The 24,981-nt window shown below is 72.1% G+C and carries 23 protein-coding genes; 3 read left to right on the top strand and 20 right to left on the bottom strand.

Annotation, left to right across the window (positions count from 1 at the left end):
* Window positions 1–35: 35 nt before the first annotated feature.
* Window positions 36–332 (top strand): trypco2 family protein, encoded by a 297-nt coding sequence (locus ACIGO6_RS35280; RefSeq protein ID WP_399883671.1) that lies wholly within the window; start codon window positions 36–38, stop codon window positions 330–332.
* A gap of 49 nt (window positions 333–381) precedes the next feature.
* On the opposite strand, the gene ACIGO6_RS35285 is transcribed toward ACIGO6_RS35280, so the two are convergent.
* Window positions 382–1,800 (bottom strand): RsmB/NOP family class I SAM-dependent RNA methyltransferase, encoded by a 1,419-nt coding sequence (locus ACIGO6_RS35285; RefSeq protein ID WP_399883673.1) that lies wholly within the window; start codon window positions 1,798–1,800, stop codon window positions 382–384.
* An 80-nt stretch (window positions 1,801–1,880) separates the two neighbouring features.
* Window positions 1,881–2,813, bottom strand: coding sequence for a methionyl-tRNA formyltransferase (gene fmt / locus ACIGO6_RS35290; protein WP_399883676.1), 933 nt, complete (start codon window positions 2,811–2,813; stop codon window positions 1,881–1,883).
* Window positions 2,814–3,140: 327 nt separating this feature from the next.
* On the opposite strand from fmt, the gene ACIGO6_RS35295 reads away from it, so the two are divergent.
* Window positions 3,141–3,707, top strand: coding sequence for a hypothetical protein (locus tag ACIGO6_RS35295; RefSeq protein WP_399883679.1), 567 nt, complete (start codon window positions 3,141–3,143; stop codon window positions 3,705–3,707).
* Between the two features lie 119 nt (window positions 3,708–3,826).
* Here the strand turns inward: ACIGO6_RS35295 and ACIGO6_RS35300 are convergent, their stop codons facing one another.
* From ACIGO6_RS35300 to pyrR, 14 genes are all read right to left on the bottom strand, one after another.
* Window positions 3,827–5,977 carry a primosomal protein N' gene (locus tag ACIGO6_RS35300; RefSeq protein ID WP_399883682.1) on the bottom strand — a complete coding sequence of 717 codons (2,151 nt, stop codon included), beginning with the start codon at window positions 5,975–5,977 and terminating at the stop codon, window positions 3,827–3,829.
* Window positions 5,978–6,321: 344 nt separating this feature from the next.
* A complete protein-coding gene (metK, locus tag ACIGO6_RS35305) occupies window positions 6,322–7,530 on the bottom strand; it encodes a methionine adenosyltransferase (RefSeq protein ID WP_399883684.1) in 1,209 nt (402 codons plus the stop codon).
* A 241-nt stretch (window positions 7,531–7,771) separates the two neighbouring features.
* Window positions 7,772–8,974, bottom strand: coding sequence for a bifunctional phosphopantothenoylcysteine decarboxylase/phosphopantothenate--cysteine ligase CoaBC (gene coaBC / locus ACIGO6_RS35310; protein ID WP_399883687.1), 1,203 nt, complete (start codon window positions 8,972–8,974; stop codon window positions 7,772–7,774).
* 114 nt (window positions 8,975–9,088) lie between these two features.
* Window positions 9,089–9,361 carry a DNA-directed RNA polymerase subunit omega gene (gene rpoZ, locus ACIGO6_RS35315; RefSeq protein ID WP_003977348.1) on the bottom strand — a complete coding sequence of 91 codons (273 nt, stop codon included), beginning with the start codon at window positions 9,359–9,361 and terminating at the stop codon, window positions 9,089–9,091.
* Between the two features lie 51 nt (window positions 9,362–9,412).
* On the bottom strand, window positions 9,413–10,006 hold the full coding sequence (gene gmk, locus ACIGO6_RS35320; protein ID WP_399883690.1) for a guanylate kinase: 594 nt from the start codon (window positions 10,004–10,006) through the stop codon (window positions 9,413–9,415).
* A 37-nt stretch (window positions 10,007–10,043) separates the two neighbouring features.
* The gene (locus ACIGO6_RS35325) at window positions 10,044–10,367 is read right to left on the bottom strand and encodes an integration host factor (protein WP_003977346.1); all 324 of its coding nucleotides are present in this window, start codon (window positions 10,365–10,367) and stop codon (window positions 10,044–10,046) included.
* Window positions 10,368–10,590: 223 nt separating this feature from the next.
* Entirely contained in the window at window positions 10,591–11,439 is an 849-nt protein-coding gene (pyrF, locus tag ACIGO6_RS35330) for an orotidine-5'-phosphate decarboxylase (RefSeq protein ID WP_399883693.1), read from the bottom strand.
* Complete coding sequence (locus ACIGO6_RS35335; RefSeq protein WP_399883695.1) at window positions 11,436–12,542, bottom strand: quinone-dependent dihydroorotate dehydrogenase; 1,107 nt, start codon at window positions 12,540–12,542, stop codon at window positions 11,436–11,438. Before ACIGO6_RS35335 ends, pyrF begins: the two co-directional genes overlap by 4 nt.
* Window positions 12,543–12,593: 51 nt before the next feature.
* Window positions 12,594–15,902 (bottom strand): carbamoyl-phosphate synthase large subunit, encoded by a 3,309-nt coding sequence (gene carB, locus ACIGO6_RS35340; RefSeq protein ID WP_399883698.1) that lies wholly within the window; start codon window positions 15,900–15,902, stop codon window positions 12,594–12,596.
* Window positions 15,895–17,037 carry a glutamine-hydrolyzing carbamoyl-phosphate synthase small subunit gene (gene carA, locus ACIGO6_RS35345; RefSeq protein WP_399883702.1) on the bottom strand — a complete coding sequence of 381 codons (1,143 nt, stop codon included), beginning with the start codon at window positions 17,035–17,037 and terminating at the stop codon, window positions 15,895–15,897. Before carA ends, carB begins: the two co-directional genes overlap by 8 nt.
* Window positions 17,034–17,609 carry a hypothetical protein gene (locus tag ACIGO6_RS35350; protein ID WP_399883705.1) on the bottom strand — a complete coding sequence of 192 codons (576 nt, stop codon included), beginning with the start codon at window positions 17,607–17,609 and terminating at the stop codon, window positions 17,034–17,036. Before ACIGO6_RS35350 ends, carA begins: the two co-directional genes overlap by 4 nt.
* Entirely contained in the window at window positions 17,606–18,892 is a 1,287-nt protein-coding gene (locus ACIGO6_RS35355; protein ID WP_399883708.1) for a dihydroorotase, read from the bottom strand. The genes ACIGO6_RS35350 and ACIGO6_RS35355 overlap by 4 nt, the downstream gene beginning before the upstream one ends.
* Window positions 18,893–18,896: 4 nt before the next feature.
* Window positions 18,897–19,877: an aspartate carbamoyltransferase catalytic subunit gene (locus ACIGO6_RS35360; protein WP_399883711.1), complete on the bottom strand. Its 981-nt coding sequence runs from the start codon at window positions 19,875–19,877 to the stop codon at window positions 18,897–18,899.
* 115 nt (window positions 19,878–19,992) lie between these two features.
* The gene (pyrR, locus tag ACIGO6_RS35365) at window positions 19,993–20,586 is read right to left on the bottom strand and encodes a bifunctional pyr operon transcriptional regulator/uracil phosphoribosyltransferase PyrR (RefSeq protein WP_399883714.1); all 594 of its coding nucleotides are present in this window, start codon (window positions 20,584–20,586) and stop codon (window positions 19,993–19,995) included.
* Window positions 20,587–20,872: 286 nt separating this feature from the next.
* Here pyrR and bldD point away from each other — a divergent pair, with 286 nt between their 5' ends.
* Window positions 20,873–21,376 carry a transcriptional regulator BldD gene (bldD, locus tag ACIGO6_RS35370; RefSeq protein ID WP_399883717.1) on the top strand — a complete coding sequence of 168 codons (504 nt, stop codon included), beginning with the start codon at window positions 20,873–20,875 and terminating at the stop codon, window positions 21,374–21,376.
* 283 nt (window positions 21,377–21,659) lie between these two features.
* On the opposite strand, the gene nusB is transcribed toward bldD, so the two are convergent.
* The 4 genes from nusB to ACIGO6_RS35390 all read right to left on the bottom strand — a co-directional run bounded on the left by nusB (window position 21,660) and on the right by ACIGO6_RS35390 (window position 24,914).
* Window positions 21,660–22,094, bottom strand: a complete 435-nt coding sequence (gene nusB / locus ACIGO6_RS35375) for a transcription antitermination factor NusB (RefSeq protein WP_399883721.1) — start codon at window positions 22,092–22,094, stop codon at window positions 21,660–21,662.
* Between the two features lie 2 nt (window positions 22,095–22,096).
* Window positions 22,097–22,663, bottom strand: coding sequence for an elongation factor P (gene efp, locus ACIGO6_RS35380; protein ID WP_399883724.1), 567 nt, complete (start codon window positions 22,661–22,663; stop codon window positions 22,097–22,099).
* Window positions 22,664–22,731: 68 nt separating this feature from the next.
* Window positions 22,732–23,838, bottom strand: coding sequence for an aminopeptidase P family protein (locus ACIGO6_RS35385; RefSeq protein ID WP_399883727.1), 1,107 nt, complete (start codon window positions 23,836–23,838; stop codon window positions 22,732–22,734).
* Window positions 23,839–24,047: 209 nt separating this feature from the next.
* Window positions 24,048–24,914, bottom strand: coding sequence for a Pro-rich N-terminal domain-containing protein (locus tag ACIGO6_RS35390; protein WP_399883730.1), 867 nt, complete (start codon window positions 24,912–24,914; stop codon window positions 24,048–24,050).
* Window positions 24,915–24,981 lie beyond the last annotated feature (67 nt).

Below are 24,981 nucleotides of genomic sequence, written 5' to 3' on the forward strand. Positions count from 1 at the left end.
CGACAAGAGGTGAACGAGCCTTGTGTGGAGGCGACTTGACGAACGAACCGGGGTTCGTGGGGCTGGCCGAGGTGATCCGTCAGATCCGGGGCGAACTGGAGGAGGCCCGCGCCGAGGCGGAGGGCCGGGCCCTCGGTTTCACCGTGGAGAACGTGAGCCTGAACTTCACCGTGCAGGTCCACCGCTCCGCCACCGGCCGCGGCGGCGTCCGGATCGGCGTGGTGACGGCCGAACTCGGCGGCAATGTCGACCGCCAGACCACCCATCAGGTCCAGGTGGACCTGAAGCCGGAACTGCCGGGCGGGGAACGGGTGAAGGTCAGCCGGCGTTAGCTCGGCCTCGGTGCCGTCACACGCGACGTCGTGACCTCACCAGTCCCCCTCACGCCGTCCGGCGGACGAGCGCCAGGTACATAGCGTCGGTTCCGTGCAGATGCGGCCACAGCTGTACGTCGGGGCCCTCGCCCAGGTCCGGTACGCCGGGCAGCAGCGGCCGGGCGTCGAGGAGTTCGGTGCCGGGCACCTGCTTGAGCACGTCGGCGACGACGGACCGGGTCTCGGCGAGGTGCGGCGAGCAGGTCGCGTAGCCGACGACGCCGCCCACCCGCACCGCCTCCAGGGCGCTGCGCAGCAGCCCGCGCTGGAGCGGGGCGAATCCGTCCAGGTCCTCGGGCCGGCGCCGCCAGCGCGCCTCGGGGCGGCGGCGCAGGGCGCCGAGCCCGGTGCACGGCACGTCGACCAGGACCCGGTCGAAGCTGCCGGGGCGCCACGGCGGACGGGTGCCGTCGGCGGCGATCACCTGGTACGGCCCCGGGTTCCCGTCCAGCGCCCTGGCGACCAGCCCGGCTCGGTGCGGCTGCTTCTCGGAGGCGAGCAGGAAGGCCCCCCGCTCGGCGGCCAGCGCACCGAGCAGCGCCGCCTTGCCGCCCGGTCCGGCGCAGCCGTCCAGCCAGCGCCGGTCCGGTCCGTCCAGGGGCGCGTTGCCCAGCGCGAGCGCGACGAGCTGGCTGCCCTCGTCCTGCACGCCGGCCCGGTTCTCGCGTACGGCCTCGACGGCTCCGGGCTCGCCGCCCTCGCTCAGCCGCACGGCGTACGGCGACCAGCGCCCCGGGACGGCGGCCTCCTCGTCGAGCAGCTCCTCGCGCGTGGCCCGTCCGGGCCGGGCGACCAGCGTGACCTCGGGCCGCTCGTTGTCGGCGGCCAGCAGGTCCTCGATGCCGGCCCGGCCGCCGCCGAGCGAGTCCCACAGCGCGGAGACGACCCAGCGCGGGTGCGAGTGCACGACGGCGAGGTGGTCCTCGGGGTCCTCGTCGTAGGGCGGGGCGACCCGCTCCAGCCACCCGTCGAGGTCGTCCTGGGCGACCTTGCGGAGCACGGCGTTGACGAACTTCGCCCGCCCGTCCCCGAGCACCACACGCGCCAGCTCGACGGAGGCGGACACGGCCGCGTGGGTCGGGATCCGCGTCCCGAGCAGCTGGTGCGCACCGAGGCTGAGCACGTCCAGCACCGGCGGATCGACCTCCCGCAGCGGCCGGTCGACGCAGGCGGCGATGACGGCGTCGTACGTCCCCTGCCGACGCAGCGTCCCGTACACCAGCTCGGTCGCGAGCGCCGCGTCCCGGGCGTCGAAGTCGCCGCCCTCCCGGGCCTTGCGCAGCAGCGGCGGCAGGACGAGGTTGGCGTACGCGTCCCGCTCGTCCACGGCCCTGAGCGCCTCGAAGGCGAGGATGCGGACGGGGTCCTTCTGGGGCCTGCGGTACGGCTTGCCGGTTTTACGGGGACGACGAGGCTGATCGCTCACGAAGAAAGTGCTCCGGGTGTGGGATGAAGTGCGCTCACCAGCCTACGTCGGACAGGTGGACGCCGATACGGCGGCGGAGGTCAGCCGCCGAGCAGCTCGCCCTCGCCGATCCGCACGCCGCGCGCCCAGTCGGCCGCCCGCATCGGCTTCTTGCCCTGGGCCTGCACCCACAGCAGCTCCACGGCGTGCGAGCCGGTACCGACGTACACGTTGTTCTTGCCGGCGGCGAGCTGCCCCGGGGCGAGGTCCGTGCGGTCGGGCACGGGCGCGGCCTGTACGAGCTTGAGCCGTTCGCCCCGGAACGTGGTCCAGGCGCCGGGGGCCGGGGTGCAGCCGCGCACCACCCGGTCCACGCGCAGCGCCGGTGCGGCCCAGTCGACCCTGGCGTCCTCGACGGTGATCTTCGGGGCGAGGGTGACGCCGTCGGCCGGCTGCGGTACGGCCTTCAGGCTGCCGTCCTCGATGCCGTCCATGGTCGCGGCGAGCAGACCCGCCCCGGCGAAGGCGAGCCGGGTCAGCAGGTCGCCGCTGGTGTCGGTGGACCGGACGGTCTCGGTGACCGTCCCGTAGACGGGTCCGGAGTCGAGCCCCTCCTCGATCAGGAAGGTGGACGCCCCGGTGATCTCGTCCCCCGCCATCAGCGCGTGCTGGACGGGGGCGGCACCGCGCCAGGCGGGCAGCAGCGAGAAGTGCAGGTTGACCCAGCCCTGGGCGGGGACGTCCAGGGCCACGCGGGGCAGCAGGGCACCGTAGGCGACCACGGGGCAGCAGTCGGGGGCGATCTCGCGCAGCCGCTCCAGGAACTCCTCGTCCCGCGGCTTGACGGGCTTGAGCACCTCGATCCCGGCCTCCTCGGCCCGCTCGGCCACGGGAGAGGCGACCAGCCGGCGCCCGCGCCCGGCCGGAGCGTCGGGCCGCGTCACGACGGCGGCCACCTCGTGGCGTCCGGAGGCGATCAGGGCGTCCAGGGCGGGAACGGCGACCTCGGGGGTACCGGCGAAGACCAGCTTCATGGGTGGGACGGGCCTCTCGGACAGGGTTGGTTGCGGGCGACGCACCAGTCTACGAGCCCACGGCGGACCGCCGAGCCGCCGACGGCGCAGCACCCCCACGGCAGAGCTCGACCTCTTGACCGACTGGAAACGGGTGGTGCGCGGGTGGGAAACAAAAAGCCGAGGGCCGCAGGCCGAGGCGCAACCCCGCCACACCGGGCGCACGCATATGCCGCCACGCCCCCACCCCGTGACCCGCGGAGCGCTGACGCGTTGGTCAAGGAAGAGTTGACCCCGGGCCGCCCGCGCGGCCCGATTCCTTTCAACGCCGGTTCGAGAGGCTTGTTCATGGCCGACCACGCAACCCACGACGCCCAGGCTCGGGCCAGCCTGCACTTGCTGGTGCGGGACATCGAGCGGGTCCGCCGGCAGGTGGACGCACTGCGCACCCTCACCGCCCAGTTGGGCAACGTCTACCGTCCGCGCCGCTCCGGCCCCTCCACGGGCTTCGTCGTCTACGGACGAGCCCCGGCTCCGACGGTCCGTCTCGCCCAGGAACTGCGGGACAGTGTCGAGACCCTGGTCACCGCCGCCGTGGACTTCGACCGTTCGCTCGGCTTCTCGTGGGACGCGGTGGGCTCCGCGCTGGGCGTGACCAAGCAGGCGGTGCACCGCCGCTACGGCTCCCGCCGAGCCGCGGCCCAGGCGGCGGCAGCGACCTCCGAGTCCCCCGAGCAGGCACCGGAGCCGACGAGTCCCCGCGCGGTCAACGTGGGCTCCGGCCTCCCGGCCGTGCCCACGACCGTGCCCACGGTCCCGGCCGCCCGTTCCATGCCGACCCAGCCGACGGCCGGCAGTCCCGCCCTGCGCGACGACGTCCGGCCGACCGCCTTCCCCGGCCCGCGCAGCGGCTGACCCATCGCGGCTCCCCGGCCCGCTGCCCCCGGTTCCGTCCGGGAGGGCAGCGGGCCGCTCTGTGCAGGCCCCCCTTTGTGCAGGCCCCCCTTTGTGTACGCCCCCTCTGTGTACGCCTCTCAGCCGATGTCGGGCGGATCGATCCGCACCCACACCGCCGTTTCGCTCCCCCGCGCCATCCGCGCCGCCTGAGCGGCCTTCAGCGCACCGGCCAGCGCCGCCCCGCGCCCCGGCGGCACCCGGACCAGCGCCCGCTCCCAATGCTCCCCGGGCGGCGGCGCACCCAGGCGCCGCGGACGGCCCGCCGGTGTGACCGGCAGCGGCACCGGGCCCAGCACCTCGGCCTCGCGCGGCAGCTCCACGGTGCGGAGAAAGCCGTTCACCGCGTCCGCCGGCCCCGCCACGGCCGCCATCCGGGACACCGGCGGGAAGCCCAGCTCGGCGCGCTCGGCGAGTTCCCGGACCGCATGGCCGACGGGGTCCCAGCGCACCAGCGCCTGCACCGGCCGCAGGGTCGCCTCCGCGACCGCGACGACGGTGCCCCCGGCGCTCTGCGGGCGCACCAGCGCGGCCGCGGCCAGCCAGCGCCGCAGCGCGTCCTCTCCGGCGCGCAGGTCGGGCCGCCCGAGCATCGCCCAGCCGTCGAGCAGCAGGGCCGCCGCGTAGCCGCCCTCGGCGACGGGTTCGGCGCCCGGGGTGCTCACGACCAGCGCGGGGGCCTCGGACACGGTGTCCAGCACATGCTCGCGCCCGGAGGTGCGCACGGGAACGGCCGGGAAGGCCCGCCCCAGTTCCTCGGCGGTGCGCCGCGCCCCCACGACCTGGGCGCGCAACCGGTACGACCCGCACTCCGGGCAGTGCCAGCCGCCCTCCTCGCGCCCGCACCAGCCGCACCGCAGCGCGGCCCCGGCCTCCTGTCCCGCCAGCGGCCCGGAGCAGTGCCGGCACCGGGCGGGGGTCCGGCAGGCGGCGCACGCCATCCGCGGCACATAGCCCCGCCGGGGCACCTGGACGAGCACCGGCCCCCGCCGGAGTCCGTCCCGGACGGCTTGCCAGGCCAGGGTCGGCAGCCGCGCGGCCCGGGCGGCCTCGTCGCGGGCGAGGTCCTGGTCGCCGACGGTCCGCACGAGGGGGACGGCGGCCCGCACCTGTTCCCGCGCGGCGACCAGGGGCCGGGCCCAGCCGGTCTCCACGAGCTGGGCGGCCTCCACGGTGCAGCTCCAGCCGCCCAGAAGGAATCCGCACTTGTCCTGGGCGGCGCGCAGCAGCAGTACCTCGCGTGCGTGCGGCTGGGGGGCGTGCGGCTCGCTGTGGCTGTCGTCGCCGTCGTCCCAGAGGGCGACCAGCCCGAGGTCCCGGACCGGGGCGAACATCGCGGCCCTGGTCCCGATGACGGCCCGTACGGCTCCGCGGCGCACCGCGAGCCACTGCGCGTACCGCTTCTCGGGGCCGGCGTCGGCGGTGAGCACGGCGTGCCGTCCCTCGCCCAGCAGGGCGGTCAGCGCGGCGTCGGCGCGGGCGACGGCCCGCCCGTCGGGGAGGACGACGAGCGCGCCCCGGCCGGAGGCCAGCGTCGCCGCGACGGCCCGCGCCAGCTCCTCGCTCCACTGCGGGCCGGGCAGCGCGTTCCACACCGCGCGCGGCGCTCCTCCCGCGGCCAGGGAGGCGACGAAGGCTGCCCCCTGCTCGTAGCGCGCCCAGGAGCCGGGCTCGGGCACCGGTGGGGGCGGCAGCGGGTCGGGCGAGGAGCGCTGCTCGGCGCGCGCGTTGCGCGGGGGTACGGCCAGCTGCAGCACGTCGGCGAGGCTGCCCGCGTACCGGTCGGCGACCGCCCGCGCGAGTCCCAGCAGCTCCTCGTCGAGCACCGGCTCCGGCGAGACGACCTGGGCCAGTGCGGCCAGGGGACCCGAGTAGTCGGACTCGGCGAGCCGCTCGATCAGGAAGCCGTCGATGAGCCCCCCGCCCTCGCGCCGCCCGTCCCGCACCCGGTGCCGCCCGGCCCCGAAGCGCACCCGCACCCGCACACCGGGCCGCGCGTCGGCGTCCAGCTCCTCGGGCACGGCGTAGTCGAAGTACCGGTCGAGATGGAGTACGCCCTTGTCGACCAGGACCCGGGCGACGGGCAGCTCCTTGGCGAGCGCGGCTCCACGCCAGGTCCGCGGCTTGGCCCGCGGCGCCTTCGCCTTGCGCACGCTCTCCCGGATGAGCGCGAGCTGCTCGGGCGCCGCGTCCTCCGCGCCACCGCCCGCCCGTTCGTTCTCGCTGCTCACGCCTGCATTCTTACAAAGACCACTGACAACGGAGGGCGCCCGAGTTCACACCGTTCTGCACAGCATTCGGCACGGCGACGGCCCGACTCTGCCTTGGACCACTCGGCCACACCGCCGGACTCGGCCGGTCGGCGGCGGGATTCGAACCCGCGAGGGCGTATCGCCCGAAGTACCCGTCACCTTCGCACCGGGCGCCCGGACTGCCAGGGTAGGGACCCGCACGCGTGGTGCGCGAACGGATATCCACCCCACTCGCGTGCAGCCCTCGACGCGCCGAGGCCCGGCATCCCGCATGGGGACACCGGGCCTCGCGACGTGCCGTTGCGCGCGGCGCCTCGGGCGCCCTACAGACCCGCGGCCTGCCGCAGCGCCTCCACGCGGTCCGTGCGCTCCCAGGTGAAGTCGGGAAGCTCACGGCCGAAGTGGCCGTACGCCGCGGTCTGGGCGTAGATCGGGCGGAGCAGGTCGAGGTCGCGGATGATCGCGGCCGGACGGAGGTCGAAGACCTCGTCGATCGCCTTCTCGATCTTCTCGGCGTCGATCTTGGCCGTGCCGAAGGTCTCCACGAAGAGGCCGACCGGCTCGGCCTTGCCGATGGCGTAGGCGACCTGGACCTCGCAGCGGGCGGCGAGGCCCGCGGCGACGACGTTCTTGGCGACCCAGCGCATCGCGTACGCCGCGGAGCGGTCGACCTTGGACGGGTCCTTGCCGGAGAAGGCGCCGCCACCGTGGCGGGCCATGCCGCCGTACGTGTCGATGATGATCTTGCGGCCGGTGAGGCCTGCGTCACCCATGGGGCCGCCGATCTCGAAACGGCCGGTGGGGTTGACCAGGAGGCGGTAGTTCTCGGTGTCGAGCTTGATGCCGTCCTCGAGCAGCGCCTTCAGCTCCGGCTCCACGACGAACTCGCGGATGTCGGGAGCGAGCAGCGACTCCAGGTCGATGTCGCTCGCGTGCTGGGAGGAGACGACGACCGTGTCGAGGCGGACGGCCTTGTCGCCGTCGTACTCGATGGTGACCTGCGTCTTGCCGTCCGGGCGCAGGTAGGGGATGGTGCCGTTCTTGCGGACGTCGGAGAGACGCTTGGACAGGCGGTGCGCCAGGAAGACCGGGAGCGGCATCAGCGTCGGCGTCTCGTCGGACGCGTAGCCGAACATCAGGCCCTGGTCGCCGGCGCCCTGCCGGTCCAGCTCGTCCTCGTCGCCCTCGACCCGGTTCTCGTACGCCGTGTCGACGCCCTGCGCGATGTCCGGGGACTGCGCGCCGATCGAGACCGAGACACCGCAGGAGGCGCCGTCGAAGCCCTTCTTGGAGGAGTCGTAGCCGATCTCCAGGATCTTGCCGCGGACCAGGGTGGCGATGTCCGCGTAGGCCTTGGTGGTGACCTCGCCGGCCACGTGCACCAGGCCGGTGGTGATCAGGGTTTCGACGGCGACCCGGGAGGTCGGGTCCTCGCGCAGAAGCGCGTCGAGAATCGTGTCGCTGATCTGGTCAGCGATCTTGTCGGGGTGACCTTCGGTCACGGACTCCGAGGTGAACAGGCGACGGGACACAACGCTCCCTGGGGTTGCAGCGGCTGCTGGCTGATCATTGGTGGACGGCACGGGGAGCTGCACCCGGCGACGTCCGAGAACAGTTTATCGGTCGCACTCTGCCGCAGGCCCACCCGTCTCGCCTCTCGGAAGGGCTGTGACCTGCAGCACGGGCATCATGCCCGGAACGCGGCGCCCTTGGCCAGGGGCACCACGCTCGAAGGCGCGGGGTTCGCGAGGACCCGTGGCACGAATGTGGCATTCAGCCGAGCCGTTCCGCCACGAGGTCCCACACGGTTTCGGCCAGCGCTTCCTTCGGGCCGTGCGCCACCGGGGTCTCGCTGCCGTCGGCGCCGAGGACCACGGCCTCGTTCTCCTCGGAGCCGAAGGTCTTGCGCTCCCCCACCTCGTTCACCACGAGCAGGTCGCAGCCCTTGCGCTTCAGCTTGGCCCGGCCGTTGGCGAGGACGTCGTCGGTCTCGGCGGCGAAGCCGACGACCACCTGACCGGAGCGCGCCCGGTCGGCCGATATTTCCGCGAGGATGTCCGGATTCCGCACCAGGGTGATCGGTGCGGGCTCCTGGTCGTCCTTCTTCTTGATCTTCCCGGTGGCGTACGCCGCCGGGCGGAAGTCCGCGACCGCCGCGGCCATGACGACGGCGTCGGCGTCCGCCGCGGCGCGCAGCATCGCCTCGCGCAGTTCCACCGCGGTGCCGACCGGGACCACGTCCACTCCGGCCGGGTCCGGCAGCGACGCGTTCGCCGCGACCAGCGTGACGCGGGCGCCCCGGGCGGCGGCGGTGCGGGCGAGGGCGTAGCCCTGCTTGCCCGAGGAGCGGTTGCCCAGGAAGCGGACGGGGTCGAGGGGCTCGCGGGTGCCGCCGGCACTGACGACGACGTGCCGTCCGGCGAGGTCCGGCTCCCGCACGCCGCGGGCGAGCACCCTGCGGCAGACCTCGAAGATCTCGCCCGGGTCGGGCAGCCGGCCCTTGCCGGTGTCGACGCCGGTGAGGCGGCCGACGGCCGGTTCGATCACGAGGGCGCCGCGGCGGCGCAGCGTCGCCACGTTCTCCTGGGTGGCCGGGTGCTCCCACATCTCGGTGTGCATGGCGGGCGCGAAGACGACCGGGCAGCGGGCCGTGAGCAGCGTGTTGGTGAGGAGGTCGTCGGCGAGGCCGTGGGCGGCCTTGGCGAGCATGTCGGCGGTGGCGGGGGCGACGACGACCAGGTCGGCGTGCTGGCCGATGCGCACGTGCGGGACCTGGTGGACGTCGTCCCACACCTCGGTGGACACGGGGTTGCCGGAGAGGGCGGACCAGGTGGCGGCGCCGACGAAGTGCAGCGCGGAGGCGGTGGGGACGACCCGGACCTCGTGCCCCGACTCCGTGAACCTGCGCAGCAGCTCACAGGCCTTGTACGCGGCGATGCCGCCGCTGACCCCCAGAACGACCTTGGGCTTGTCCACCGTCTCTCCCCGACTCGGATATCGCGTACGACCCATCACACACCACAGGCCCGACAGTCGGGCTGCCGGGCCTGTGGATAAGTCAGCTTCAGGCTGAAAATACTACCGCCGGTGTTACTGCGCCGGGCCCTCGATGGCCTCGGAGGTCAGCAGACCCGCGTTGATCTCGCGCAGGGCGATCGAGAGCGGCTTCTCGTGGACGTGGGTGTCAACGAGCGGACCGACGTACTCGAGGAGACCCTCGCCGAGCTGCGAGTAGTACGCGTTGATCTGGCGGGCCCGCTTGGCCGCGTAGATCACGAGGCTGTACTTCGAGTCCGTGGCCTCGAGGAGCTCGTCGATCGGCGGGTTGATGATGCCCTCGGGCGCGGAGATGGAAGAGGACACGCTCTACCTTCCGATGGATGGGAAAGATTCAGTCAGGGTGACCAGTAGCGATCACACGACGTTCGTCAAGGCTAGCAGCTCGCGCGCCACGTCCTCGACGGAGGTGTTGACCAGGGTGCTGTCGAACTCGGGCTCGGCCGCCAGCTCGACCCTGGCCGCGGCGAGGCGGCGCTCGATCACCTCCGGCGGCTCGGTGCCCCGGCCGGTGAGCCTGCGCACCAGCTCCTCCCAGGAGGGCGGAGCCAGGAACACCAGCTGGGCCTCCGGCATGGACTCGCGGACCTGCCGCGCGCCCTGGAGGTCGATCTCCAGGAGCACCGGCTCACCCGCTTCCAGGCGCTCCAGCACGGCCGCGCGCGGCGTGCCGTAGCGGTTGCCGGCGAACTCGGCCCACTCCAGCAACTCGCCGTTGGCGATCAGCTTGTCCATCTCCTCGTCGGTGACGAAGAAGTAGTGGACTCCGTGCTGCTCGCCCGGCCGGGGCTTACGGGTCGTCGCCGACACCGAGAGCCAGACCTCGGGGTGTTCCTTGCGCATATGGGCGACGACCGTGCTCTTGCCGACCCCCGAGGGGCCGGAGAGCACGGTCAGCCGCGGACGTGCGTCCGGGGGTACGGGGGACGTCCCCCGGGGTGTTGCAGCCATGCAGCGATTATTCCAGCAATCCCGGAGTGGTCCGGACTCAGCTGCCGGTGCTGCCGAACTCACGCTCCAGGGATGCGATCTGGTTGGAACCGAGCCCACGCACGCGGCGGCTCTCGGAGATGCCCAGTCGCTCCATGATCTGCTTGGCGCGGACCTTGCCCACGCCCGGCAGGGACTCGAGGAGGGCGGAGACCTTCATCTTGCCGATGACGTCGTTCTCCTGGCCCTGCTTGATGACCTCGTGGAGGGAGGCGCCGGAGTGCTTGAGTCGATTCTTGACCTCGGCCCGCTCCCGGCGAGCCGCGGCGGCCTTTTCGAGCGCGGCTGCGCGCTGTTCAGGGGTAAGGGGCGGAAGAGCCACGCCTACGTCACCTCGGATGTCGAACTGTCGGATACGGACCGGTGAGGAACCTATTCGCCCCACACCTGGCGAGCCACGAGCAACACGCTAGCCCGTTGACTCTCGTCGGAGACTAGCGGTCCTGCCCGCCAGAGTCAGCGAGAACAGAGGAAAAGTCCTGGTCAGCCTCCATCAGGCCAGACATTTAGGACATACTGCCTCGGATTTGAGGATGTATCCAGAGTCAGACGGCCGTGACCGCGGTCCGAATCTCCTCCGCGAAGCGGTCCGCCGCCCTCCGCAACGCGGCCGCATCGGGACCGTGACGCAGAACACCCCGGCTGACATTGGGAACGACGTTGCGCACCGCCGCGCCGAACACCCGCGGCAGCTCCGCGGGTGTGGCTCCCTGCGCGCCGATGCCCGGCGCGAGGAGCGGTCCGTTGATGTCCAGGTCGTACGACGAGAGGTCACCGAGGGTGGCGCCGACCACCGCGCCGAAGGAGCCGAGCGGCGCCTCGTCGGCGTTCTCGGCGGCCAGGTGCGCCAGCATCGTCGCCCCGACGCTCCGCCCGTCGGTCCTGACCGCGTGCTGGACCTCGCCGCCCTCCGGGTTGGAGGTCAGCGCCAGCACGAACAGGCCCGCGCCGTTCTCGCGTGCCATGTCGACGGCCGGCTTCAGGGAGCCGTAGCCGAGGTAGGGCGAGACGGTCAGCGCGTCCGAGAACAGCGGGGCGTCCTTGTGCAGGAAGGACTCGGCGTAGGCCGCCATGGTGGAGCCGATGTCGCCGCGCTTGGCGTCCATGACGACCAGTGCGCCCGCCGCCCGCGCCTCCTCGACCGACTTCTCCAGGACCGCGACGCCGCGCGAGCCGAAGCGCTCGAAGAACGCGCTCTGCGGCTTGAGGACGGCGACCCGGTCGGCCACCGCCTCGACGACGGTGCGGCTGAAGCGCTCCAGTCCGGCCACGTCGTCGTTCAGGCCCCACTCGGCGAGCAGGGAGGCGTGCGGGTCGATGCCGACGCACAGCGGGCCGCGTTCGTCCATCGCGCGGCGCAGGCGCGCGCCGAAGGGCTCGGTCAGGCCGGTCATCGGGGCTTCCTCACATCGGCGCCGACCGCGTCGGCGAGGGTGGCGTACGGGCTCTGCCGCAGGCGGGCGGCGAGCCCCTTGTGGATTGCGCGGCCCCAGAAGGGCCCCTGGTAGATGAACGCGCTGTAGCCCTGCACAAGCGTGGCCCCGGCCAGGATGCGCTGCCAGGCGTCCTCGGCGGTCTCGATGCCACCGACGCCCACCAGGGTGATCCGGTCGCCCACGCGCGCGTACAGGCGGCGCAGCACCTCCAGGGAGCGCGCCTTGAGGGGGGCGCCGGACAGGCCGCCGGTCTCCTGGACCACGACGGGCGAGGAGGTCAGGCCGAGTCCCTCGCGCGCGATGGTGGTGTTGGTGGCGATGATGCCGTCCAGTCCCAGCTCCACGGCCAGGTCGGCGACCGCGTCGACGTCCTCGTCCGCCAGGTCCGGCGCGATCTTGACCAGGAGCGGGACGCGCCGCGTGGTGACCACGCGGTCGGCGGCCTCGCGGACGGCGCTCAGCAGGGGCCGCAGCGCCTCGGTGGCCTGGAGGTTGCGCAGGCCCGGGGTGTTCGGCGAGGAGACGTTCACCACGAGGTAGTCGGCGTACGGCGCCAGGCGCTCGGCGGACTTCACGTAGTCACCGGCGGCCTCCTCCTCCGGGACGACCTTCGTCTTGCCGATGTTGACGCCGACGACGGTCCTGAAGACGGGCGTGCGCGAGGCCAGGCGGGCCGCGACGACCCGGGAGCCGTCGTTGTTGAAGCCCATGCGGTTGATCAGCGCACGGTCGCTCACGAGCCGGAACAGCCGCTTCTTGGGGTTGCCGGGCTGCGGCTCCCCCGTCACGGTGCCGATCTCGACGTGGTCGAAGCCCAGCATCGCCATGCCGTCGATGGCCACCGCGTTCTTGTCGAAGCCGGCGGCGAGCCCGAAGGGGCCGTGCATGCGCAGGCCGAGGGCCTCGGTGCGCAGTTCCTTGTAACGGGGTGCCAGCAGGGCCGCGACGAAGGTGCGCAGGACGGGGATGCGCACGGCCAGGCGGATCCAGCGGAAGGCCAGGTGATGGGCCCCTTCCGGGTCCATCCGCTTGAAGACGAGAGAGAAGAAGGTCTTGTACATGGTTTCCTCATGAAGAGGGGGACACCGTTTCCGGTGTCCCCCTCGGGGCTGCTAGTCGCGGGCCGCGGTCAGGAATTCCGCGTGTTCCTGGAGCGAGCGCACTCCCACGTCCCCGCGGCCCAGGGCGTCGATGCCCTGGACCGCCGCGGCGAGCGCCTGGACCGTGGTGAGGCACGGCACGGAGCGGGCCACGGCCGCCGTACGGATGTCGTAGCCGTCGAGGCGGCCGCCGGTGCCGTACGGGGTGTTGACGATGAGGTCGACCCCGCCGTCGTGGATGAGCTGGACGATGGTCTTCTCACCGTTCGGGCCGGTGCCCTCGGACTGCTTGCGCACGACGGTGGCGTTGATGCCGTTGCGCTTGAGGACCTCGGCGGTGCCGGAGGTGGCGAGCAGCTCGAAGCCGTGGGCGACCAGCTCACGCGCCGGGAAGATCATCGAGCGCTTGTCGCGGTTGGCGACCGAGATGAAGGCGCGGCCCTTGGTGGGCAGCGGGCCGTAGGCGCCCGCCTGCGACTTGGCGTACGCCGTGCCGAAGACGGAGTCGATGCCCATGACCTCGCCGGTGGAGCGCATCTCCGGGCCGAGGACGGTGTCGACACCGCGGCCGTGGATGTCCCGGAAGCGGGACCACGGCATCACGGCCTCCTTGACGGAGATCGGCGCGTCCAGCGGCAGCTCACCGCCGTCACCGGTGGCCGGGAGCAGGCCCTCGGCACGCAGCTCGGCGATGGTGGCGCCCAGCGAGATGCGGGCGGCGGCCTTGGCCAGCGGCACCGCGGTCGCCTTCGAGGTGAAGGGCACGGTGCGCGAGGCGCGCGGGTTGGCCTCGAGGACGTAGAGGATGTCCCCGGCCAGCGCGAACTGGATGTTGATCAGGCCGCGCACGCCGACGCCCTTGGCGATGCCCTCGGTGGAGGCGCGCAGCCGCTTGATGTCGAAGCCGCCCAGCGTGATCGGGGGCAGGGCGCACGCCGAGTCGCCGGAGTGGATGCCGGCCTCCTCGATGTGCTCCATGACACCGCCGAGGTAGAGCTCCTCGCCGTCGTACAGGGCGTCGACGTCGATCTCGATCGCGTCGTCCAGGAACCGGTCGACCAGGACCGGGCGGGACGGGCTGATCTCGGTCGACTCGGCGATGTACGCCTCCAGCCGGGTCTCGTCGTAGACGATCTCCATGCCGCGCCCGCCGAGGACGTAGGAGGGCCGCACGAGGACCGGGTAGCCGATCTCGTCGGCGATCGCCTTGGCGCCGGCGAAGGTGGTGGCGGTGCCGTGCTTGGGGGCGGGCAGGCCCGCCTCCGCCAGGACCCGGCCGAAGGCGCCCCGGTCCTCCGCGGCGTGGATGGCCTCGGGCGAGGTGCCGACGATCGGCACGCCGTTGTCCTTGAGCGCCTGGGACAGGCCCAGCGGGGTCTGGCCGCCGAGCTGGACGACGACGCCCGCGACCGGTCCGGCCTGCTGCTCCGCGTGGACGATCTCCAGGACGTCCTCCAGGGTGAGCGGCTCGAAGTACAGCCGGTCGGAGGTGTCGTAGTCGGTGGAGACGGTCTCCGGGTTGCAGTTGACCATCACGGTCTCGTACCCGGCGTCGCTGAGCGCGAAGGAGGCGTGGACGCAGGAGTAGTCGAACTCGATGCCCTGGCCGATGCGGTTCGGGCCGGAGCCCAGGATGATGACGGCCGGCTTCTCGCGCGGCGCGACCTCGGTCTCCTCGTCGTAGGAGGAGTAGAAGTACGGCGTCTTCGCGGCGAACTCGGCGGCGCAGGTGTCGACCGTCTTGTAGACCGGGCGGATGCCGAGGGCGTGCCGGACCTCGCGGACGACGTCCTCGCGCAGGCCGCGGATCTCGCCGATCTGCTGGTCGGAGAAGCCGTGCCGCTTGGCCTCGGCGAGCAGTTCACTCGTCAGCTCGGGGGCGGCGGCCAGCTCGTCGGCGATCTCCTTGATCAGGAAGAGCTGGTCCACGAACCAGGGGTCGATCTTCGTGTACTCGAAGACCTCCTCGGGCGTGGCGCCCGCGCGGATGGCCTGCATGACGGCGTTGATCCGGCCGTCGGTGGGCCGGACGGCCTCGCGCAGCAGCTCGGCCTTGTCGCCGGGCTCGCCGACGAAGGTGAACTGGCTGCCCTTCTTCTCCAGCGAGCGCAGCGCCTTCTGGAAGGCCTCGGTGAAGTTGCGGCCGATGGCCATGGCCTCGCCGACCGACTTCATGGTGGTCGTGAGGGTGGAGTCGGCGCTGGGGAACTTCTCGAAGGCGAAGCGCGGGGCCTTGACGACCACGTAGTCGAGGGTCGGCTCGAAGGAGGCCGGGGTCTCCTGCGTGATGTCGTTCGGGATCTCGTCCAGCGTGTAGCCGACGGCGAGCTTCGCGGCGATCTTGGCGATCGGGAAGCCGGTCGCCTTGGAGGCCAGCGCCGAGGAGCGCGACACGCGCGGGTTCATCTCAATGACGATGACGCGGCCGTCGACCGGGTTCACCGCGAACTGGATGTTGCAGCCGCCGGTGTCGACGCCGACCTCGCGGATGATCGCGATGCCGACGTCGCGCAGCACCTGGTACTCGCGGTCGGTCAGCGTCATCGCGGGCGCGACGGTGATCGAGTCGCCGGTGTGGACGCCCATGGGGTCGAAGTTCTCGATGGAGCAGACGACCACGACGTTGTCGTGCTTGTCGCGCATCAGCTCCAGCTCGTACTCCTTCCAGCCGAGGATGGACTCCTCCAGGAGCACCTCGGTGGTCGGCGAGAGGGTGAGGCCCTGTCCGGCGATGCGGCGCAGCTCCTCCTCGTCGTGGGCGAAGCCGGAGCCGGCGCCGCCCATGGTGAAGGAGGGGCGGACGACGACGGGGTAGCCGCCGAGCGCCTCGACGCCCTTGAGGACGTCGTCCATGGAGTGGCAGATGTAGGAGCGGGCGGACTCGCCGTGGCCGATCTTCTTGCGGACCTCCTCGACGACCTCCTTGAACAGGTCGCGGTCCTCGCCCTTGTTGATGGCCTCGACGTTGGCGCCGATCAGCTCGACGCCGTACTTCTCCAGCACGCCGTTGCCGTGCAGCGAGATCGCGGTGTTGAGGGCCGTCTGACCGCCCAGGGTGGGCAGCAGCGCGTCGGGGCGCTCCTTGGCGATGATCTTCTCGACGAACTCGGGGGTGATCGGCTCGACGTAGGTGGCGTCGGCGATCTCCGGGTCGGTCATGATCGTCGCCGGGTTGGAGTTGACCAGGACGACGCGCAGGCCTTCGGCCTTGAGGACCCGGCACGCCTGGGTGCCGGAGTAGTCGAACTCGGCGGCCTGGCCGATGACGATCGGGCCGGAGCCGATGACCAGGACGGACTGGATATCGGTGCGCTTAGGCACGCTGGCCCTCCATGAGGTTCACGAAGCGGTCGAACAGGTAGGCGGCGTCGTGCGGGCCCGCTGCCGCTTCGGGGTGGTACTGGACGCTGAAGGCCGGCTTGTCGAGGAGCTGGAGGCCCTCCACCACGTTGTCGTTGAGGCAGACGTGGGAGACCTCGGCGCGGCCGTAGGGGGTGTCGGAGACCTGGTCGAGCGGGGCGTCGACGGCGAATCCGTGGTTGTGCGCGGTGACCTCGACCTTGCCGGTCGTACGGTCCTGCACGGGCTGGTTGATGCCGCGGTGGCCGTACTTCAGCTTGAAGGTGCCGAAGCCGAGGGCGCGGCCCAGGATCTGGTTGCCGAAGCAGATGCCGAAGAGCGGGGTGCCGCGCTCCAGGACGCCCTGCATGACGGAGACGGGGTGGTCGGCGGTGGACGGGTCACCGGGGCCGTTGGAGAAGAACACGCCGTCGGGGTTGACCGCGTAGACGTCCTCGACGGTCGCCGTGGCCGGCAGCACGTGCACCTCGATGCCGCGCTCGGCCATGCGGTGCGGGGTCATGCCCTTGATGCCGAGGTCGACGGCAGCGACGGTGAACTTCTTCTCGCCGATCGCGGGGACGACGTACGGCTCGGTGGTGGCGACCTCGGCGGAGAGGTCGGCGCCGCTCATCTCGGGGGCCTGGCGGACCTCGGCGAGCATGGTGCCCTCGTCGGGCAGCGCGTTGCCGGAGAAGATGCCGACGCGCATGGCGCCGCGCTCGCGCAGGTGACGGGTGAGGGCGCGGGTGTCGATGCCGGAGATGCCGACGACGCCCTGGGCGGCCAGCTCCTCGTCGAGGGAGCGGGTGGAGCGCCAGTTGGAGGGCACGCGCGCGGGGTCGCGCACGACGTAGCCGGAGACCCAGATCTTCCTGGACTCCATGTCCTCGTCGTTGACGCCGGTGTTGCCCACGTGGGGGGCGGTCATCACGACGACCTGGCGGTGGTACGACGGGTCGGTGAGGGTCTCCTGGTAGCCGGTCATGCCGGTGGAGAACACGGCTTCGCCGAACGTGGCCCCCACGGCCCCGTAGGCACGGCCGCGGAAGATCCGGCCGTCCTCCAGGACGAGTACGGCGGGAGTTTTCACAGCTCCCCGGGTGGAGGTCGTCATCGTGCGCCTTCCGTTTCCGTCTTGTTGATCATGTCGTTCAGGGTTTCGACCCACTCGTTGTGCTCGGCCGCGTGGTCGGAGCGGAAGCCGGAGTCGATCAGCTTGTCGCCGTGCTCCCAGGTGACGACCAGCAGGCCGCCCTCGGTGAGGACCTTTCCGGCGATGCCCTTGTCGAGCCGGGCCTCGCGCAGCGCGGCGACGGGGACGAAGAAGTCGTTCGCGCCGGGGCGTACGACGTCCAGTCCCGCGTCCGTCAGGGTGAGCTCGACCCGGCTGCGGGTGCCCAGACCGTGCGCCACGATGCGGTCCAGCCACTGACCGGCGGTGGTCGAGCCGTGGTAGCGGCCGCTCAGCACCAGTTTCGCCGGGCCGGGGCCTTCCGGCGCGCTGGGCAGCTCCGGCAGGTCGCCCTGGAGGGTGCCGCGCCACTTCCAGCCCTCGCGCATCAGCCAGTAGACGAGCGCGACGAACAGGCCGAGGCCGACGACCCAGCCGATGCGGGCGGCCCAGTCGGTCACTTCCGCCGATTCCTTCTCGGCGGCCAGCAGGATTACCGGTGCTACAGATGTCACGTGAGCTTCCCGTCGACGAGCGTGGCCTTGCCCCGCAGCCACGTGTGCGTCACGCGGCCCGGCAGCTCACGCCCCTCGTACGGGGTGTTGCGGCTGCGCGAGGCGAAGCCCGCGGGGTCCACCTGGCCACGGTATGCCGTGTCGACGAGGGTGAGGTTGGCGGGCTCACCAGCCGAGACGGGACGACCGTGTCCGGTGGCCTGTCCGATCCTGGCGGGCTTGAAGGACATCCGGTCGGCGACGCCGGCCCAGTCCAGCAGGCCCGTGTCCACCATGGTCTCCTGCACCACCGACAGCGCGGTCTCCAGGCCCACCATCCCCATGGCGGCGGCGGCCCACTCGCAGTCCTTGTCCTCGTGCGGGTGCGGGGCGTGGTCGGTGGCGACGATGTCGATCGTGCCGTCGGCGAGCGCCTCGCGCAGCGCCATGACGTCGCGCTCGGTGCGCAGCGGCGGGTTGACCTTGTAGACCGGGTTGTACGACCGGACCAGCTCGTCGGTGAGGAGCAGGTGGTGCGGGGTGACCTCGGCGGTGACGTCGATGCCGCGGGACTTGGCCCAGCGGACGATCTCGACGGACCCGGCGGTCGACAGGTGGCAGATGTGGACGCGGGAGCCGACGTGCTCGGCGAGCAGCACGTCCCGGGCGATGATCGACTCCTCGGCGACGGCCGGCCAGCCGCCCAGGCCCAGCTCGGCGGAGACGACGCCCTCGTTCATCTGGGCGCCCTCGGTGAGCCGGGGCTCCTGGGCGTGCTGGGCGACGACGCCGTTGAAGGCCTTCACGTACTCCAGGGCACGGCGCATGATCACGGCGTCGTGGACGCACTTGCCGTCGTCCGAGAAGACGGTGACGCCGGCCGTGGACTCGTGCATGGCGCCCAGCTCGGCGAGCTTGGCGCCCTCCAGGCCGACGGTGACGGCGCCGATGGGCTGCACGTCGCAGTAGCCGGACTCCTGGCCGAGCCGCCACACCTGCTCGACGACACCGGCGGTGTCGGCCACCGGGAAGGTGTTGGCCATGGCGAAGACGTTGGTGTAGCCGCCGCTCGCCGCGGCGCGGGTGCCGGTCAGGACGGTCTCGGAGTCCTCGCGGCCGGGCTCGCGCAGGTGGGTGTGCAGGTCCACCAGGCCCGGCAGGAGCACCTTGCCGTCGGCCTCGACGACCTCCGCGCCCTCGGCGGACAGGTTCTGGCCGACCGCCTCGATGACGGCGCCGTCGATCAGCACGTCCTGCGGCTCGCCGCCGAGCACCTTCGCACCGCGGATCAGGATCTTGCTCATGTTCTTACTTCTCCTCGGTGGGGCGGGCGTGGGTGACGGCGGGCTCGTTGCCGCCGAGCAGCAGGTACAGGACGGCCATCCGGATGGAGACGCCGTTGGTGACCTGCTCGACGACGGTGCAGCGGTCGGAGTCGGCGACCTCGGCGGTGATCTCCATGCCGCGGACCATCGGGCCGGGGTGCATGACGATGGCGTGCTCGGGCATCTTGGCCATGCGGTCGCCGTCGAGGCCGTAGCGGCGGGAGTACTCGCGCTCGGTCGGGAAGAACGCGGCGTTCATGCGCTCGCGCTGCACGCGCAGGAGCATGACGGCGTCGGACTTCGGCAGGGTGGAGTCGAGGTCGTAGGAGACCTCGCAGGGCCAGGTCTCGACGCCCACCGGCAGCAGGGTGGGCGGGGCGACGAGGGTGACCTGGGCGCCGAGGGTGTGCAGCAGGTCGACGTTGGAGCGGGCGACGCGGCTGTGCAGGATGTCGCCGACGAGGGTGATCCGGCGTCCGTCCAGGTCCTTGCCGAGCCCGGCGTCGCGGCCGACCAGGCGGCGGCGCATGGTGAAGGCGTCCAGCAGGGCCTGGGTGGGGTGCTGGTGGGTGCCGTCCCCGGCGTTGACCACGGCGGCGTCGATCCAGCCGGAGGTGGCCAGACGGTACGGCGCGCCGGAGGCGCTGTGCCGGATGACGACGGCGTCGACGCCCATCGCCTCCAGGGTCTGGGCGGTGTCCTTGAGGGACTCGCCCTTGGAGACGCTGGAGCCCTTGGCCGTGAAGTTGATGACGTCCGCGGACAGCCGCTTCTCGGCGGCCTCGAAGGAGATCCGGGTCCGGGTGGAGTCCTCGAAGAAGAGGTTGACGACGGTCCGGCCGCGCAGGGTCGGGAGTTTCTTGATCGGCCGGTCCGCGACCCGGGCCATCTCCTCGGCGGTGTCGAGGATCAGGACGGCGTCGTCGCGGGTGAGGTCGGCGGCCGAGATGAGATGACGCTGCATCTGTCAGGCTCCGTAGGGCGATTCATGCGGAAGAGCGGAATGATTCGGGCGGCCGGGCGCGTGCGGGGGCGCGCCGAGCAGGCGTACGGCACGGGTGCGCGCGTACGGCGGGGTGCTACGGGTGGGCGCCCGGGGTGGCCGGCTTGGCGCCGAGCAGCACGGTGTCGCGACCGTCCTCCTCGGCGAGCTGGACCTTGACCGTCTCCCGCAGCGACGTCGGGAGGTTCTTGCCGACGTAGTCGGCGCGGATGGGCAGCTCGCGGTGGCCGCGGTCGACGAGGACCGCGAGCTGCACCGCGCGGGGGCGGCCGATGTCGTTCAGCGCGTCGAGGGCGGCGCGGATGGTGCGGCCGGAGAAGAGCACGTCGTCGACGAGGACGACCAGGCGACCGTCGATGCCGTCACCGGGGATCTCGGTGCGGGCCAGCGCACGCGGCGGGTGCATGCGCAGGTCGTCGCGGTACATGGTGATGTCGAGCGAGCCGACCGGCATCTTGCGCTCGGTGATCTGCTCGAGCTTGGCGGCGAGCCGCCGGGCGAGGAAGACGCCCCGGGTCGGAATGCCGAGGAGCACCACGTCGTCGGCGCCCTTGGCGCGTTCGACGATCTCGTGGGCGATGCGGGTCAGCACCCGCGCGATGTCGGGCCCTTCGAGAACGGGCCGGGCATCGGACTGTGGGTCCTGCTGGGTGTCCTGCTGCTTGTCCATACGAAACGGACCTCCTTCTCCGCCTCACGGGACGGACCTTAAAGGACGTCGGAATTGCGCCACCTACGTTAGCAGCCTCCGAAGAGTGCCCTGATCGCCCCCCTGTCACCCTTCTGCCACCCCCGCATCACTCCCCCGGAGTAACGGATGACCGATACCACGGAAGAGTCGGTGCGGACCATTCGGCTTGACGCAGAAGAGTAACGCTGCGTAACCTCACAGTGAGTTACCAGCCGCGCGGCACGCAACACAGCAGGCCGCGTCGACACCTTGTCCGGGGAGCCATATGTCCAGCGAATACGCCAAACAGCTCGGGGCCAAGCTCCGGGCCATCCGCACCCAGCAGGGCCTTTCCCTCCACGGTGTCGAGGAGAAGTCCCAGGGCCGCTGGAAGGCCGTGGTGGTCGGTTCGTACGAGCGCGGCGACCGTGCCGTGACCGTGCAGCGCCTCGCCGAGCTGGCGGATTTCTACGGCGTTCCCGTGCAGGAGCTGCTGCCGGGCACCACCCCGGGCGGTGCCGCCGAGCCGCCGCCGAAGCTGGTCCTGGACCTGGAGCGGCTGGCCACGGTGCCGCCCGAGAAGGCCGGCCCGCTCCAGCGCTACGCGGCCACGATCCAGTCGCAGCGCGGTGACTACAACGGCAAGGTGCTCTCGATCCGCCAGGACGACCTGCGCACCCTCGCCGTCATCTACGACCAGTCCCCCTCGGTCCTCACCGAGCAGCTGATCAGCTGGGGCGTCCTGGACGCCGACGCGCGCCGCGCGGTGGCGTCCCACGAGGACGTCTGACCCGCAGCCGCCTCAGCAGAAACGTGCCGCCGGGGTGGCCGGCCCCCAGGGTGCCGGCCCCCCCGCCGGGGGCGACGGGCCACGCCGGCGCCGCGCCCCCCCCCCCCCCCCCCCCCCCCCCGGGGCGGGGGGGGGGCCCCCCCCCGGGGGCCCCCCCCCCCCGGCGGTGTGCTACGGGCCTGAGGTGCGCCCAGCCCTCAGCCACCCAGCACCCTGCCCACATGCCTGAGGGCCCGCGGCGCGAATCTCGCGCCGCGGGCCCTCAGGCGTAGGCGGGGGTCCCTCAGGCCTCGTCCCGGCGCAGCGAAGGCTTGAGCTCCTTCAGCCGGCCGAGCAGGCCGTTGATGAACGCGGGCGACTCGTCCGTGGAGAACTCCTTCGCCAGCTGCACCATCTCGTCGAGGACGACGGCGTCCGGGGTCGCGTCGACCCAGATCAGCTCGTACGCGCCAAGACGCAGGATGTTGCGGTCGACGACCGGCATACGGTCGAGCGTCCACCCGACCGAGTACTGGGCGATGAGCTCGTCGATGCGCTTCGCGCGCTCGGCGTAGCCCTCGACCAGCTCCATCGTGTACTCGCTCACCGGCGGCTGCCGAGTGTCGGACCGGGAGTGCCGGACCCAGTCCGCGAGGACCGTCAGGACGTCGGCGCCGCGCTGATCGCCCTCGAAGAGGATCTGGAAGGCGCGCTTGCGGGCCGTGTTGCGAGCAGCCACGGTTAGCTGTTCACCCGGCCGAGGTAGTCGCTCGAACGGGTGTCGACCTTGATCTTCTCACCGGTGGTGATGAAGAGCGGGACCTGGATCTGGTGGCCGGTCTCCAGCGTGGCGGGCTTGGTGCCGCCGGTGGAGCGGTCGCCCTGGACGCCCGGCTCGGTCTCCTGGATGGTCAGCTCGACGGCGGCGGGCAGCTCGACGAAGAGCACATTGCCCTCGTGCTGCGCGACGGTGGCGGTGAAGCCCTCCACCAGGAAGTTGGCGGCGTCGCCGACGGCCTTGCGGTCGATGTGCAGCTGGTCGTAGGTCTCCATGTCCATGAAGACGAAGTAGTCGCCGTCCATGTACGAGAACTGCATGTCACGCTTGTCGACAGTGGCCGTCTCGACCTTGACGCCGGCGTTGAAGGTCTTGTCGACGACCTTGCCGGAAAGCACGTTCTTGAGCTTGGTGCGCACGAAGGCCGGGCCCTTGCCGGGCTTGACGTGCTGGAACTCGACGACGGACCAGAGCTGGCCGCCTTCGAGCTTGAGCACCATGCCGTTCTTGAGGTCGTTCGTGGAAGCCACGGTTGCGGAATCTCCTGGACTGGACTGACGTGGACGACCCCGGTGCCGGCCGGCGCACAGCGCGAAGGCTAGAGCGCGAGCAGCTCCTTGGTCGTGATGGTGAGTAGCTCGGGTCCGCCGTCCGCCTCGGGGCGTACGACGAGCGTGTCATCGATCCGGACCCCGCCCCGGCCCGGGAGGTGGACCCCCGGTTCGACGGTGACCGGCACACAAGCGTCCAGTTTACCCATGGCCGCGGGGGCCAACTGCGGGTCCTCGTCGATTTCGAGTCCGACACCGTGACCGGTGAGGGCCGGAAGGTTCTCCGCGTACCCGGCGGCGTCCAGTACCTGGCGGGCGGCGCGGTCCACATCGCGGCAGGCGGCGCCGGGTGCCAGGGCCTCCCGGCCGGCCCGCTGCGCGGAGAAGACGAGGTCGTACAACTCGATCTGCCAGTCGGCCGGCGAGGTACCGATGACGAACGTGCGACCGATCTCGCAACGGTATCCGCGGTAGGTCGCGCCCAGGCAGACGGAGAGGAAGTCGCCCTCCTCCACGCGCCGGTCGGTGGGCCGGTGTCCACGGCGTCCCGCGTGGGGGCCGGTGCCGACGGAGGTCGGGAAGGCGGGGCCGTCGGCGCCGTGGTCGACCAGGCGGCGTTCCAGCTCCAGCGCGAGGTGCCGCTCGGTGCGACCGACCAGGATGGACTCCAGGAGCTCGCCGAGGGCCTGGTCGGCGATCTCGGCGCCGATGCGCAGGCAGGAGATCTCCTCCTCGTCCTTGACCACCCGGAGCTGTTCGACCGCCTGGCCGAGGTCGGTGAGGCGCAGCCGAGGGGCAACCGAGCGCATGGCGCGGTGCCGGACCACGGTGAGGTGGTGGTCCTCCGCGGCGAGGGACTCGGCGCCCTGCGCCGCGGCGAGTCCGGTGGCCGCGACGGCCGGGTCGCCGCCGGGGCCGGGCAGCGCGCGCACCGGCAGGGACTCGTCGGGCCGGGCCTCCGTCGGCCGGTCGCCGGGAGGCCCGGCGCAGACCAGCAGATCCTCGGTCTTGCCCAGCAGCAGCACGGCGCCCTGCGGGGCGGCGCCCGCGAGATAGCGCACGTTGGCGGGGCGGGAGACGAGCGCCGCCGCGCTGCCGCCCGCGTTGCAGCGTTCTCGTAGGCGCGTCCGGCGGGCCGCGTACACCTCTGACATGAGCCGAGCGTAAGAGCTCCGCTCGGGGGGCGCCGCTCGGGAGGGCCGAGTGGGGAGGTGTGCAGGTGCGCCCAGCGGGTTGGGGATTGTCGTGGTGTGGCGTCTGCGGGGCGGTGGGGGCTGGTCGCGCCCCGCGGCGAAGCCGCATGTTGATGCAGCCCCGCGCCCTCAGGGCACGCGCCCCTTCGGGGCGCTGCCCTGATCGTCGCTCACCAGCTCGGCGGGCTGGCTATGGAGCGGGACAGGACCTCGTCCAGGAGTTGGGCCGTTTCCGGTATGCCGAGCTGGGAGTTGTCGATGATGGGGAGGCCCGAGCCGTACCAGCCGGCCATGCGGCCGTGGATGCGGGCGACCTCCTCGTCGGTGAGCCGCCGGTTGCCGCTGCGTTCGGCGTTGCGCTCCAGGACGATGTCCAGGCCCGGCAGAAGGACGACCGGGAGCAGGCCGGGGCCCACGTGCCGTTTCCAGCCGCCGAGGCCGACGACCGGGCGGTCCGGGAAGACCGCGTCGTCGAGGATGCAGGAGATGCCGTTGGCGAGGAAATTGCGCGCCGAGAAGCCGCAGGTGCGCCGGGCGAGACGGTACTGGGCCTCGGAGTGCTCGTTCCAGCCGGTCTGGGGGTCGGCGAAGCCGGAGCGGACCCATTCGCGGACGTCGTCCAGACTGATGTGCGCGGTGGGGACCCGGCGGTGGTCCGCCCAGTACTTCGCGACGCTGGTCTTGCCGGCACCCGCGGGGCCGATGAGCAGCACCGCGAGGGTGGTCGTGGTGGGGTCGGGCGCGGCGGCCGCGGCGGGGGGTGCGCTGGGCATGGCCACGGGACCGCCGGGCGGCAACGCCACATGGCCGGTGGTGTCGGGCACGGGCGGGCCCGGAACCTGCTGCGGGGCGGGCGCCTGCTGCGGGGCCACGGGAGGGTGCGGGGCCCCCACGGGGTAGCCCGGCGCGGGAGGCGGTGGCACGGGGGTGGAACCCTGGTGCGGTCCCGGGTGGTGTGCGGCCGGGGACCAGCCGACGGCCGGTCCGTGCCCCGGCTGAGGGGGCGGCGGCAGCGGAGAACCCACTGCGTGCTGCATCCGGTGCCACTCCGTCTCGTACAGGCGATGGGCGCTGACGGCGGGAGGGGGTGACCCGCCCGCTGCT

This window comes from Streptomyces sp. NPDC053750, assembly GCF_044544295.1.
Lineage (GTDB): Bacteria > Actinomycetota > Actinomycetes > Streptomycetales > Streptomycetaceae > Streptomyces.

Excerpts from the sequence above, each read along its gene's own strand:
- fmt (WP_399883676.1), bottom strand. The coding sequence starts at position 2,813 with ATGAAGCTGGTCTTCGCCGGTACCCCCGAGGTCGCCGTTCCCGCCCTG.
- ACIGO6_RS35295 (WP_399883679.1), top strand. The coding sequence starts at position 3,141 with ATGGCCGACCACGCAACCCACGACGCCCAGGCTCGGGCCAGCCTGCAC.
- gmk (WP_399883690.1), bottom strand. The coding sequence starts at position 10,006 with ATGGCTGCAACACCCCGGGGGACGTCCCCCGTACCCCCGGACGCACGT.
- pyrF (WP_399883693.1), bottom strand. The coding sequence starts at position 11,439 with ATGACCGGCCTGACCGAGCCCTTCGGCGCGCGCCTGCGCCGCGCGATG.
- ACIGO6_RS35335 (WP_399883695.1), bottom strand. The coding sequence starts at position 12,542 with ATGTACAAGACCTTCTTCTCTCTCGTCTTCAAGCGGATGGACCCGGAA.
- carA (WP_399883702.1), bottom strand. The coding sequence starts at position 17,037 with ATGACGACCTCCACCCGGGGAGCTGTGAAAACTCCCGCCGTACTCGTC.
- ACIGO6_RS35355 (WP_399883708.1), bottom strand. The coding sequence starts at position 18,892 with ATGAGCAAGATCCTGATCCGCGGTGCGAAGGTGCTCGGCGGCGAGCCG.
- ACIGO6_RS35360 (WP_399883711.1), bottom strand. The coding sequence starts at position 19,877 with ATGCAGCGTCATCTCATCTCGGCCGCCGACCTCACCCGCGACGACGCC.
- pyrR (WP_399883714.1), bottom strand. The coding sequence starts at position 20,586 with ATGGACAAGCAGCAGGACACCCAGCAGGACCCACAGTCCGATGCCCGG.
- bldD (WP_399883717.1), top strand. The coding sequence starts at position 20,873 with ATGTCCAGCGAATACGCCAAACAGCTCGGGGCCAAGCTCCGGGCCATC.
- ACIGO6_RS35385 (WP_399883727.1), bottom strand. The coding sequence starts at position 23,838 with ATGTCAGAGGTGTACGCGGCCCGCCGGACGCGCCTACGAGAACGCTGC.
- ACIGO6_RS35390 (WP_399883730.1), bottom strand. The coding sequence starts at position 24,914 with ATGCAGCACGCAGTGGGTTCTCCGCTGCCGCCGCCCCCTCAGCCGGGG.